Annotated in this window: 12 protein-coding genes and 1 tRNA gene; 5 read left to right on the forward strand and 8 right to left on the reverse strand. The window is 42.1% G+C overall.

All coding sequences use genetic code 11. The annotated features are described in order from the left end of the window. Positions 1–11 precede the first annotated feature (11 nt). The 5 genes from folE to C6N34_RS09810 all read right to left on the reverse strand — a co-directional run bounded on the left by folE (position 12) and on the right by C6N34_RS09810 (position 4,685). Positions 12–719 (reverse strand): GTP cyclohydrolase I FolE, encoded by a 708-nt coding sequence (gene folE, locus C6N34_RS09790; protein WP_057179080.1) that lies wholly within the window; start codon positions 717–719, stop codon positions 12–14. A gap of 39 nt (positions 720–758) precedes the next feature. Then, positions 759–1,484, reverse strand: coding sequence for an SDR family oxidoreductase (locus tag C6N34_RS09795; RefSeq protein WP_006276487.1), 726 nt, complete (start codon positions 1,482–1,484; stop codon positions 759–761). A gap of 333 nt (positions 1,485–1,817) precedes the next feature. Continuing rightward, a complete protein-coding gene (locus tag C6N34_RS09800; RefSeq protein WP_057179082.1) occupies positions 1,818–2,798 on the reverse strand; it encodes an acetyl-CoA carboxylase carboxyltransferase subunit alpha in 981 nt (326 codons plus the stop codon). A gap of 54 nt (positions 2,799–2,852) precedes the next feature. Continuing rightward, positions 2,853–3,872 (reverse strand): long-chain acyl-[acyl-carrier-protein] reductase, encoded by a 1,020-nt coding sequence (locus C6N34_RS09805; RefSeq protein WP_115538068.1) that lies wholly within the window; start codon positions 3,870–3,872, stop codon positions 2,853–2,855. A gap of 114 nt (positions 3,873–3,986) precedes the next feature. Beyond that, positions 3,987–4,685: an aldehyde oxygenase (deformylating) gene (locus C6N34_RS09810; RefSeq protein ID WP_115538067.1), complete on the reverse strand. Its 699-nt coding sequence runs from the start codon at positions 4,683–4,685 to the stop codon at positions 3,987–3,989. 138 nt (positions 4,686–4,823) lie between these two features. On the opposite strand from C6N34_RS09810, the gene C6N34_RS09815 reads away from it, so the two are divergent. Together C6N34_RS09815 and C6N34_RS09820 are read left to right on the forward strand one after the other, a co-directional pair. Further along, positions 4,824–5,651, forward strand: coding sequence for a carbohydrate ABC transporter permease (locus C6N34_RS09815; RefSeq protein ID WP_006276491.1), 828 nt, complete (start codon positions 4,824–4,826; stop codon positions 5,649–5,651). A 62-nt stretch (positions 5,652–5,713) separates the two neighbouring features. Beyond that, positions 5,714–5,798: transfer RNA gene (locus tag C6N34_RS09820), tRNA-Ser, on the forward strand. 42 nt (positions 5,799–5,840) lie between these two features. Here C6N34_RS09820 and psaI read toward each other — a convergent pair. From psaI to C6N34_RS09835, 3 genes are all read right to left on the reverse strand, one after another. Further along, positions 5,841–5,981 carry a photosystem I reaction center subunit VIII gene (gene psaI / locus C6N34_RS09825; RefSeq protein ID WP_071985341.1) on the reverse strand — a complete coding sequence of 47 codons (141 nt, stop codon included), beginning with the start codon at positions 5,979–5,981 and terminating at the stop codon, positions 5,841–5,843. A 79-nt stretch (positions 5,982–6,060) separates the two neighbouring features. Further along, on the reverse strand, positions 6,061–7,854 hold the full coding sequence (locus C6N34_RS09830) for a hypothetical protein (protein WP_115538066.1): 1,794 nt from the start codon (positions 7,852–7,854) through the stop codon (positions 6,061–6,063). A 51-nt stretch (positions 7,855–7,905) separates the two neighbouring features. Beyond that, positions 7,906–8,913, reverse strand: coding sequence for a LysR family transcriptional regulator (locus C6N34_RS09835; protein WP_057179086.1), 1,008 nt, complete (start codon positions 8,911–8,913; stop codon positions 7,906–7,908). Between the two features lie 169 nt (positions 8,914–9,082). On the opposite strand from C6N34_RS09835, the gene C6N34_RS09840 reads away from it, so the two are divergent. The 3 genes from C6N34_RS09840 to C6N34_RS09850 all read left to right on the forward strand — a co-directional run bounded on the left by C6N34_RS09840 (position 9,083) and on the right by C6N34_RS09850 (position 12,744). Then, entirely contained in the window at positions 9,083–9,799 is a 717-nt protein-coding gene (locus tag C6N34_RS09840; RefSeq protein ID WP_057179087.1) for an NnrU family protein, read from the forward strand. A 272-nt stretch (positions 9,800–10,071) separates the two neighbouring features. Further along, complete coding sequence (locus tag C6N34_RS09845; RefSeq protein WP_057179088.1) at positions 10,072–10,461, forward strand: thioredoxin family protein; 390 nt, start codon at positions 10,072–10,074, stop codon at positions 10,459–10,461. A gap of 234 nt (positions 10,462–10,695) precedes the next feature. Then, on the forward strand, positions 10,696–12,744 hold the full coding sequence (locus C6N34_RS09850; protein ID WP_115538065.1) for an NAD(P)H-quinone oxidoreductase subunit 5: 2,049 nt from the start codon (positions 10,696–10,698) through the stop codon (positions 12,742–12,744). Positions 12,745–12,770: the final 26 nt, after the last annotated feature.

Below are 12,770 nucleotides of genomic sequence, written 5' to 3' on the forward strand. Positions count from 1 at the left end.
TTCCCCTCAACCTAAAAGAATGCTGCTTGGTGACGAATCAAGTTCAAAAATTCTTCCCGGGTTTTTTGCTCTTCTTGGAATACTCCAATCATAGAGCTGGTAACGGTCCAGGAACCGGGTTTTTGCACCCCGCGCATTACCATACACATGTGGGTGGCTTCCATCACCACGGCCACACCCTTGGGTTCAAGAATAGTTTGAACCGCTTCTGCAATTTGTCGGGTTAATCTTTCTTGCACTTGTAAACGACGAGCATACATCTCTACAATCCTAGCTAGTTTACTTAACCCAACTACTTTTTGATTGGGAATGTAAGCAACGTGTGCCCTACCCATAAATGGTAGCATGTGATGTTCACAAAGACTGAAGAAGTTGATATCTCGCACTAACACCATCTCTTCGTGTCCCTCGTTAAAAATCGCACCATTGACCAGTTCCTCTAAGGACTGATTATAACCACTGGTGAGAAATTTCATCGCCTCTGCTACACGCTTGGGTGTTTTTAGAAGTCCTTCTCGCTCCGGATCTTCTCCTACACCTATGAGCATGGTTCGCACAGCTGCTTTCATCTGCTCTATGCTTTCTTCCGAAGGTTCGTGCAGATCTGGCTGCTTACCATTATGAGTGTTCCGGTCAGGTCTAGTACTGATAGCTTGTGATAAATCAGGAATCAGCGGAGATTGTAAGCGACTGGAACCGTTAGAACTAGCAATCGTCATGGTATTAGTCTTGATAATTGGTCATTGTTTATTGTCGAGTCAAAGCACGCCGGCGTTAGACATCAGAGTTAATTCTTCAATTACTGCTTCCTGGTGTAATAAAGCACTATGTAGAATTGTCTGTGCTACTGTCTGTGCAGTTAACATCTTACTTCGGTCAAAGTTGGCATTTACTGTTTCTGTATCCCAAATTTCGGTGTTGACCGCCCCAGGACAAATTGCGCTCACTCGAATACCGTGAACTCTCTCCTCCTGGGCTAAAGTCTGAGATAGGGCCAGTAAACCAGCTTTGCTCACACAGTAAACCCCCCATCCAGCAAAGGCCTGTTTAGCTGCTATAGAGGCTATGTTAATAATTGTCCCTTTTCCTCTTTGTCTCATTCTGGGCAAAATTCCCATCGTACACTGAAATACACTGGTGAGATTTAAGTCTATTACTCTCCTCCAATCTTCTAGGGAAGTGTCACTTAAATTGCCAGTGTATCCCATACCAGCATTGTTGACCAAAATATCTATGTCTCCAAATTCATCAGCGATCGCCTGAATTTTGGCTTTTACCTGGGAAACACAACTTAAATCAACCGCGAAAGCTTTTGCTTCCACTCCTGCTGCTTTTGCTGCTGCTACTACCCCCTGTAATTTTTCTTGGGAACGACTCACTAATGCAACATCTATCCCCTCTTTAGCAAAGGCTATAGCTGTTTCTTTGCCAATTCCAGCACTTGCACCAGTAATCAAAGCCCGTTTTTTCTTCTCAAAACTCATTCTATCTCCAATTTTTGCCGGTGCTAGGGGCTACCCCCTACCCCTAATTAGTTCCGTACAAGATTGTGTGTGTCAATCACTGTTGGACAGGGTCAACACAGGGTTACTCTTTGCGCGCTTTGTCAGAGATGGGTTAGCATTTGGAAAATTGACTTCTCCCTGTCTCTAAAGAGACGGGGATTCATTAGAACCGTTTTTGTTCGCGTACTCTAATTGACGCAGTCAAACTCCATCTGGATCAACTCCAAATATTGTCCATACCTTCTTTTATGTTACCATAGTGTTAGATATAGTTGGTTGTTATTTTTGGGAGAAAATTTATTGCATGGGTTACTAGTGACCCACCTCATGAAACACACCTATTTTTCTAAACTTGTCATAACGGAGCTGACGACGTTCCGATGGTGTTAGTCTGTTTAACTCGTCTAGGCTATTTAACAGGGCTTGTTTAAGATTATTCGCCGCCATTAGGGGGTCTGCATGAGCTCCACCTAGAGGTTCTGGCAAAATCTGATCGATAATACCTAAATTTTTCAGATCTTGAGAAATGATTTTCAGTGCTACCGCAGCTTGTGGAGCTTTGCTGGCATCTTTCCACAAAATTGCTGCACATGCTTCTGGAGTAGCAACGGTGTACACTGAATGTTCAAACATTAACAGTCTGTCTCCCACTCCAATACCCAAAGCACCACCGGACCCACCTTCACCAATTACTGTACAAATAATTGGTACATCAAAACAGAACATTTGCCTCAAATTATAGGCGATCGCCTCTCCTTGTCCTTGGTGTTCTGCTTCTATACCTGCCCAAGCACCGGGAGTGTCAATGAAAGTGATAATAGGCATAGAAAACTTATTGGCATGTTCCATGAGTCGTAGGGCCTTGCGATATCCTCCTGGAGCTGCCATACCAAAGTTACGGGCCACGTTATCCTTAGTATCCCGACCTTTTTGATGACCTAACATCACTACTGGCTGTCCGTCTAAACGCGCCACACCACCTACTAAAGCTGGATCGTCTCCTCCACAGCGATCGCCGTGTAATTCCATCCACTCATCACTGATAGACTGAATATAGTCCAGGGTGCTTGGTCTTCGGGGGTGTCGAGCCACCTGAAGTTTTTGAGCGGGTGTTAAACTGCTAAATATTTCTTCTCGCAGTTGCATTGCCCTAGTTTCCAGTTGGCGGATTTGCCCGGATACGTCCACACCATTTTCATCTGCCAATTCGCGAATTTGGTCAATCCGTTTGGCTAGTTCTGCCAAAGGCTTTTCAAAATCCAACAGTAGGGGTTTGCGTTCAGTGTTTGCCATGGTCTGTCAGTTATCGGTTATCAGTTATTGATTATCGGGTATTTTCCATCATTACTAAACTAACAATGGTCTAAAACCGTGCTTGAGGGATAGTTGACCCATATGCTCCATTTTGTCTACTGTAATCTGATTCCTTCCCCAGGAAAAGTTAGTGTATAACTTCTCAAATTCCAATAACATTGATTCAGCAAAACAGGCAAACAACTGACGTGAAGGGACATCCATATTGACTATTTTCATAATCTTCCACTCAATATCCAAAGAGTGTTCCACAATTCCTCCATTTAACACATGTACCCCTGGATGTTGAATTTTTGTCCCCAGATTTTTCGGGTAACCTCCGTCAATTAGTAAGCATGGTTGTTTGAGAACTTTTGGGTCAATTTCCACCCCCTTGGGCATACTTGCTACCCAAACCACGATATCCGCTTGAGGTAGAGCTTGTTGTAGATCCATGATTTTCCCTCGTCCCAGTTCCGCTTGTAGTTTCTCCAAACGTTCCTGGTTGCGGGCGATCAACAACAGTTCTTGCACATCCGTTTTTTTATCTAACCAGCGCGTAACTGCACTCCCAATATCACCCGTTGCTCCACACACTGCTACAGTTGCCTTGCTCAATTCTATACCTAGCTGTTTAGCTGCCACCTCTACCTGTTGGCAAATAATGTAAGCTGTGTGGGTATTACCCGTCGTAAACCTTTCAAACTCTAATGTCAGGTTACGAACTTGTTTAAACTGTTCTAAATTAAAATTCTCAAAAATTATAGAAGAAAATCCGCCTAAAGCTGTAATGTTAATATTATGCTTTTGAGCATGAGCCATAGCATTTAATATTTTTCGGGTTGCTGCTTTAATACGTCTATTGGCTAGCATTTCTGGTAAAAAGCAGGATTCCACATATTTTCCTTCGATTTTTTGACCCGTGACGCTGGTCACTATGATACTGTCCACAATTTGTGGAGGGGCGCTACACCAGAAATCCAGCCCTTGATCGGCATATTCCGGGTATCCCAAATCCTGAGCCACGGACTGGGCGTGTTCTAAACTTGTCAGATGTCCAATTAGACCAAACATTAGTGATATAAGATTGTGCAGTTAAAAGCTAGAAATCAGAACCAATTTTTCTATAGTAACACCTTACTCTTAATTATTTGAACCCCCGGTTTTACAACCGAGGATTTGACGTGGCTATATGGTTGCCAGTCCATAAGCCGAAAGACGCATAATATCACGGGTGGTAAACCCAATATTACTTAATGCTTCTCCGTATTGAATCATAAAGTCCTCCACTAGAGCATCTTTCTCCATCCCCAATACTTTGGCATCCTCAGCCACTTGATTGAGCATTTGCCATACTATAGGCAGATTTTCACGGTTCGCTACCTCTAGCTCCTCTTTTGATGCTTCAAAGTTCTCTTTTAGCCAAACTTCACCAAAATTAAGATGGGTGTATTCTTCTTTCACTACTCCCTCAGTAATTTTACGTGCAAATGGATCTGCTACCGGAATATATATATTATAGGCAGCGATCGCAAAGCATTCAATAATTAGGGATTGGATCAATAGACAGGTGACAACTTTACCTTGTTGAGCTGCGATTTGAAAGTTATTATGTAAGGGGGAGAAAAACCGACTGGCAAATTCCATATCCGGGTTAACAGATAGATTCCGCCCACAGGACTCAAAACCCTTTTTGTGTCTACTTTCCATCCTAGATAACTGGATCAGTTCCTCCTGATTTGGTGGTAGTAGTTGGCCTAGGGTGAGGTAGTTTTCGTGTGCTTCTTGCTCACCCTCAATTACTATGGCATTAATTCGGCTATAAGCGTCTTTATATTTCGCGCTCTGAAAATCAGTTTTTTCAATTTGTTCAACTAGCTGTTGCATGATATGTTTACTCCATCACTCTATATATATTGAGACTGAAATTTTAAGGACAGAAACAACTCTGTGCCCCCACCCTTACTTCTATGGTAAGACTAGGAAAAACCAATGATTTTTGAGTCATAAATGGAGTCATAAACAATGTTGTTGCATCTGATCTGGAATGGTAAGGTCAAACATTTTTGGAGTTTTTTCCTTTTATTGCTTGGATCACTTATCATTTTACTACCTTTGATCGTTGTTTTTCTCACCTCTTTTTCTTCAGCGGGTGAAAGTCTGGGGTTGACAGGGAAAAGTTGGACTTGGGCCAATTATCTGGAGTCCTGGGAAAGAGGTCGGTTTCTACTGGCTTTTGCTAATTCTACCCTAGTGGCGATCGCAGTTACAGCTTTTCAGATTATTACCTCTGCTTTAGCTGGTTACGCCCTATCTCGGTTACAATTTCGAGGTAAACAGGCCATCTTGCTTCTAATTCTAGCAACTTTGGTTATTCCTTTTCAGCTCCTGGTTATTCCTATTTTCCTCCTATTGAAGTGGGGAAATATGATTAACACTTACTGGGCAATGATTTTACCCACCGCCGCCAATGGTTTTGGGATTTTTCTTTTACGCCAATATTTTGCCACTATTCCCTTAGAATTAGAGGAAGCTGCTATTTTAGATGGAGCTAATCCCTTACAAATCCTCTGGTATATCCTTCTACCTTTATCCCGTCCGGCTTTGGTAACTTTATTTTTATTTACTTTTATTGGTGAGTGGAACGATTTGTTTAAACCTTTAATGTTTACTACCAGACCAGAATTAATGACGGTACAACTAGCTTTAGCAGGATTTCAAGAGCAGTTTACAAATAACTGGCCATTAATGATGGCAGCAGTTACCATTGCTACTGTTCCAGTATTAGTATTATTCTTTGTGGGACAAAAGCAATTGATCCAGGGGATTGGATCTACGGGAATCAAAAGTTAAACCAACCATTGCCAAAAATTAAATTATTGGTTATAATGTCTTGTGTTATATGTTAATAATCTGGAGAGGTGGCAGAGTGGTCGATTGCGTCCGACTTGAAATCGGATGAGGCTAAAACCTCCGGGAGTTCGAATCTCCCCCTCTCCGTTAAAGCACACCCACCGACTTTTCGGTCGGTAGGAGCCTCAACTAGCCAATATCTTCGCTTTCAATATATAAAAACAAAGAAGCGAAGGCAACTGCTGGTAAAACTAAACCAGTTAAAGGAACGAAAATCGAAGGCAAAAATGAAGAATAAGCCAAAATAGAGGGAAATAATGAACCTGACATAGTAAGGATCCTTGAAAATCGAGGTCATCTTAGGAGTTTACTGCACAATTTTCACCCTTTTGACAAATGGTCAAGATTTTTAACAAAGATTGTGATTTGATATGGGAACGGGAGCTTGTGGATTTACCATTATGTTCCTGATAGCTGTGACCTTATGACTTTCCCTTTGACTGTCAGACTCCACGGCGATCGCCCCTAGGAGAATTTGGGTACAACCCAGGGGTACAACCAACTGGGTAATTGTTTGCCACTTTCCTGGGGAATGGAGTTGGAAATCTGTCAGTACATGGGGACCATCTAATAACTCCCGGCTTTGGCAGTCTTCTAACCATAGTTTAATAGTTAAGTTTGGATACATCTGATCAACTTCTAAACGAATTTTAATCAAAGATCCAGCTAGTAACTCACCACTGGGTAAAAACAGTCCGGGGGTGGGTAATAGCATCTCTTGTCCAGTGTTTACATCGTTCCATGGTTGTTTTTCCAACTCCAGGGATTGATTAGCACCATCATACTGACCATGTTCTTCCGGGTTAATAATTGTATCAATATTTAAATCATCAATAACTATCTCATCACCTGGTAAATTGACAGTGTTCGTTAACATCTGTTTTGATACTTCCGGGGTTGCTTCTAGCTCCATATTTACCGGATAAAATTCCTCCTCTCTTTCCACTGGTACAAGTGATAACCTACTCTCTTTAGATACTGGTTGAATTTTAGGAGGGAGTGGTTGGTGAGGAGCTGGTTCCAAAACGTGAAAATGGGCTAGTTCAGGTTTTTTGACTAGATTAAACAGTTCCAATCCTAGATGTGATGGAGAAGATGAGGGAGGGGATAAAATCCCAGTATAATGACCCGGTGAAGTAGACAATACCAGAGAAGTTTGTGAGGTTAGGGGTAGTAGCTGGTCAAATTCAGCTGTGATGGTAAAGGGATGGCTGGCCAGTAGGATAACCTGATCATGGGGAGTAAAACTTCCATACAGATTTATGGTAGCTAAAAGTAATTGTGATATGCAGTCATGGGGAATAGTAAGGTTATGACTAAAAGCAAAAGGTAATAGTTCTTCCGTAGAGAGGTGCTGTGGGAAATCAAGGAGAATTTTGGATTCACCAGGCGATCGCACCTGAACAGACAGATGGACCTGATATATTTTAACGGAAGATAATGAGGGAGATGTGAGTTGTTTGCTGCTTGATAAAATTCCATAACCGTTAATACTAAACGGCTTACCCCAATTGACGATGTAGGTATTCTGTTCCAAAAACAGTTCCAGAGGTAGAGATGGGGACTGAGGAACAGATGTCCCGGATAAATATTCACCCTGGGATTGGGGACTGGTGAAATCTATGACTCTTTGGAAAATTTCTTCTGCAGTTTTTCCTCCAGAGAACACAGGACTAGCTGGTTGATTAATAAAATCCTCCATAGTGGATAAAATAGGATCACCACTAGCATCGTCAGATCCATATTCACTATACTCAGTTTCAGCATGAATCTGATTGTTATTTTCCGTTAACCCATCTTCATCAGGGGAAGAAACCCCCAGTACCAGACTGTATTGCCAAGATTCATCCTCCCCTACCCTTCCCCAGCATTGTAATTCCCAAATTCCCTCCTGGAGATCGGTAAAAGGTAAAACTGCGATCAAACCATCCTGATTAGATCGACGAGTGCCCTGAACAATCAGCTTTTTAGATTGATCTGCCCAGGGAAGAGAATGAGTTATTAGTACCTCCACCTGCTGATTAACAAGATGAGAACGAGCCAAGACCCTATATCTACCCAGCGAAATTTCCAAACGGGAGGAGTCGAGACTTTGCCAATGGCGATCGCCCTGTTTCTGGATTAGAAATTGCCAGTTTTCCATAAAAGTAATTAAGCAGCCCAGGATGTGAGTTAATGTGAATTATTCCGAATCTTATGCAAATAAACTGTCATTATCTGTGTCTATATCTAACAGATTGGTAGTAGGTGGTGAGGTTTTTAAGGCACTTGCATTCCATCCAGGATTAGCAAAGCGAGGAAGAATTTCTTCACTGAAAGCTTCTGCAGCCTTAGAACGATAGCGATTGGGGTTAAAAATCAACCACAGTGTGCGTTTAACAATTACACCCTCAATGGTTGAGCGATGGAGCATGCCCATTTGTAACTCCTTAACAATAGCTGAAGTAGAAACAAAAGCAGCGCCCAAACCGGATTGAACAGCATTTTTAATAGCTTCAATGGAATTTAGCTCCATTTCAAATTTAAATCTTCTAGTATCAAGACCACAACGTATTAGCACATGGTCAATAACTTTACGGATAGTAGATTGGGAATCGAGGGCAATAAACTGTAGTTTATATAGGTCTTCCTTTTGAATAGTATGGAGTTTTGTAAAAGGGTGGAAGGTGGGTAATATCAGAGCTAACTCATCTTCAGCGTATGGAAGAACCTCCAAATATTCTGCCAGTTCCGTGGGTATTTCACCACCAATAATTGCCAAATCAACCTGTCCATTAGCCACGCTCCATGCTGTACGACGGGTTGAGTGAACATGAAGTTGTACAGCCACATCGGGGTATTTTTGACGAAACATACCAATCATACGTGGTAGCAAGTATGTTCCCGTAGTTTGAGAAGCACCCACAATCAGGGTACCACCTTGAAGGTTTTGTAAATCCTCAATTGCACGGCAAGTTTCTTGGCATAAACCCAAGATTTTTTCACCATAGTTAAGGAGGAGATGTCCAGCTTCAGTCAGTTGGGCCCGTCTCCCACCCCGGTCAAATAGGGGAACATCCAACTGACGTTCCAGGTTTTGTACTTGCAGGCTAACAGCTGGTTGAGAGACATAAAGACTCTCAGCAGCACGTTTAAAGCTCCCTTCTTGGGCAATGGCTTTGAGAATGCGTAACTGGTCTAAAGTAAAAGGAAGGTCAGACATAAGGCTTAACCTATAAACTAGGGAAAGAGCATCTGGCAAAATTAATTGGCGCGGGTAGTTGTTATACGACTGTTATATCATTTAGCGGTTAGCTATTTTTAACTCTATATTTGTTACCTGCACTTAGCTACACTGAGGTATTGTAAATGTTGGATTCGAGTTGTACTTTATGATCTCCAATTCTTGGTTGACCACCAGTCATTTTATCATGTTGGGTTTACAGTTGATTTTTGCGATCGCCCACAGTGGGGGTGCTGCTTTGCGTCCCTGGGCAGAAAAACAGGTTGGACCTAGATTGTATCGAATCGCATTTGCACTTGTTAGCTTACCCCTAGCAGCGGTTTTAATTAGCTACTTTTTTAATCATCGTTATGATGGTTGGCAACTATGGCAATTACAAGATATGGGGGGAGTAAAGTTAACCGTTTGGGTATTATCAGCGATTTCCTTTTTATTTTTATATCCTGCTACCTTCAATTTACTAGAAATTGCTGCCATTCAAAAACCTCAAGTTCACCTTTATGAAACAGGTATTATTCGGATTACTCGCCACCCACAAATGGTAGGACAAGTGATCTGGTGTATTGCTCACACCCTTTGGATTGGCACCAGCTTCACCTTGGTGACATCACTGGGTTTAATTTTACACCATTTATTTGGAGTTTGGCATGGAGATCACCGGTTGAGTCAAAGATATGGTGAAGCTTTTGAACTGGTCAAACAGCGCACTTCTGTTATTCCCTTTCAAGCAATTTTGGATGGTCGACAATCGCTAAAGTGGCAGGAATTTATTCGTCCTGCTTACTTGGGAGTGGCCATTTTTGTAGGTTTATTTTGGTGGTCTCATCCTTTGTTAATCCTGGCCAGCAATATGGTATTATGGTAGTTAGCAGCGATCCCTACTGTTGCCATAAGATTTTAATTTCACTAAGTTGGCTGGACTATTGGTTAAATTATCCGCCTTTCTTAAAAGTGGTTAATGATCCCCAAATTGTGTCATACTAATTATTACCTGGATTATCAATGAAGCAAACCCAAAACATAGTTAATGCATGGTGACTAGCCGATAGATATCTTGTTTCACATAAAAATCTGACTTTCTTAGACCTGTCGGTGATAGTTGCTGGTGATAAAAAACCCTATAAATCAAGAGGCATCATGGTGTTATCGGTTAGTGATCGAACATTTACTGAAGAAGTTTTAGAATCCTCAGTACCTGTGTTAGTTAATTTTGAGGCCCCCTGGTGTGGATTGTGTCGTCTTATCCACCCATTGTTACTACAGTTTCAAGCTGAATGCGGGGTAGGTGTGAAACTGGTGGGGGTTAACGCCGACCAAAATTTTAAGTTGTCTACGACCTATAGGCTGAAATCCCTACCAACCCTACTACTAATAGAAAAGGGAATTGTCCGGGAACGTTTAGAGGGTTTTCGCAGTCGGGATGATTTACGTCAAGCACTGGGAGAAATAAAATACAGATATATTAGTAACAGGGGAGTGGGGAAGAGAAAAGGAGAAATAGACAAAAAAATAGGCGTACCCATATAAAGTATCTTGAACATAACAAAGTCCTATTAACGGAAGTCACCTAGCAATTATTTCCCAAGCTGGAGACGCGTTAGAATATGAGAGAGGCAATTCCCGCCCAATTGTTGCATCCTGGATATAGGAGAGGTGAAAAAAACAAAATTTTGATTTGCTCTCATTTCCTAATGCACAGTCATCAACGGGAAAGTTGTGGCATTATTGTCCTCAAATGGTCAAAATTTTGAGGCGTGAGTGATGGAAGTAATCTATCAGTATGCCTGGATAATTCCAGTTTTACCCCTATTAGGAGCAATGCTGGTAGGTCTAGGACTAATCTCGTTAAATCAAACAACAAATCGCCTGCGACAGCTAAATGCTGTTCTGATTGTCTCCCTAATGGGAATTGCCATGGGTCTCTCCATGTCCCTATTATGGAGTCAATACCAAGGTCATGCTCCCTACACAACTACTCTGGAATGGGCATCAGCAGGTAACTTTCACCTAAGTATGGGCTATACTATTGACCACCTGACAGCTATGATGTTAGTAGTGGTGACCACGGTAGCTTTCTTAGTGATGATTTACACAGATGGCTATATGTCCCATGACCCGGGTTATGTGCGGTTTTATGCTTATCTCAGTTTATTCGGCTCTTCAATGTTAGGGTTGGTACTGAGTCCTAATTTGGTACAAGTTTACATCTTTTGGGAATTGGTAGGGATGTGTTCCTACCTACTGGTGGGTTTTTGGTATGACCGCAAACCAGCAGCAGAAGCCTGTCAAAAGGCATTTGTAACTAACCGAGTAGGCGACTTTGGGTTGTTGCTGGGGATTCTAGGACTGTTTTGGGCCACAGGTAGCTTTGATTTTACCATCATGGGCGATCGCCTAGGAGAATTGGTAGAATCGGGTACTATTAGCAATGCATTGGCGATTCTGCTTGCCATTTTGGTGTTCCTCGGTCCAGTAGCTAAATCAGCCCAATTTCCCCTGCATGTGTGGCTCCCAGATGCTATGGAAGGTCCCACACCGATTTCCGCGCTTATCCATGCAGCTACAATGGTAGCAGCGGGTGTATTTTTAATTGCGCGAATGTATCCGGTGTTTGAACACGTTCCAGTTGCTATGAATGTGATTGCCTTTACGGGAGCATTTACAGCATTTTTGGGAGCGACTATTGCCATTACCCAAAATGACATTAAAAAGGGACTGGCCTACTCCACCATTTCTCAATTGGGTTATATGGTGATGGCTATGGGAGTGGGTGCTTACAGTGCGGGTTTATTTCACTTAATGACCCATGCTTATTTTAAAGCAATGCTGTTTTTGGGTTCTGGGTCAGTGATTCATGGTATGGAAGGAGTGGTGGGTCACGACCCAGTTTTAGCTCAGGACATGCGCTTAATGGGTGGATTAAGGAAATATATGCCAGCTACGGGGATTACCTTTTTAATAGGTTGTTTGGCAATTGCTGGGATTCCACCCTTTGCTGGGTTCTGGTCTAAAGATGAAATATTGGGCGCAGCTTTTGCTGCAAATCCTCTACTATGGTTGATTGGTTGGGTAACTGCTGGAATCACCGCCTTTTACATGTTTAGAATGTATTTCTCAACATTTGAGGGTCAATTCCGGGGTAATGACCAAACAATCAAAACTATGCTTAAACAAGCTACTGCTAAGTTAGGCGGGGAATTACAACCTAATTTTGGACCAGGAGCAATGAAAAAAGGCGAGTTGGAAAGTCACGGACACTCACCCCATGAGTCTCCTTGGACGATGACTCTACCCTTGCTAGTATTGGCTATTCCTTCTATTTTGATTGGACTGGTGGGAACTCCCTATGCTAACTATTTTGAGCAGTTTATTTTTTCCCCAACCGAAACTCTAACAGAAGTAATGGAAAAAGCGGCAAAATTTGACCCTCATGAATTTTATCTCATGGCGGGTAGTTCTGTGGCCATTTCCGTGGTGGGCATTACTTTGGCAATTCTTATGTATTGGGCTAGGAAAATTGACCCCAGTGCGATCGCTGCTAAGTTCCAGTCTCTGTATGAGTTGTCGTTGAATAAATGGTATTTTGACGATATCTATCATCGGGTGTTTGTTCTTGGTTTGCGTCGTGTAGCTCGACAAGTTATGGAAGTTGATTTTCGAGTTGTGGATGGTGCAGTTAATTTAACTGGGTTTTTCACCCTAGTCAGTGGTGAAGGTCTCAAGTACCTAGAAAATGGTCGCGCTCAGTTTTATGCTCTGATTGTATTTGGAGCTGTTTTGGGCTTAGTCATTGTTTTTGGCGTAACTTGATATAAATATCTTGACTATGAAACTAA

Source organism: Cylindrospermopsis raciborskii Cr2010, assembly GCF_003367075.2.
Taxonomy (GTDB): Bacteria; Cyanobacteriota; Cyanobacteriia; order Cyanobacteriales; family Nostocaceae; genus Raphidiopsis; species Raphidiopsis raciborskii.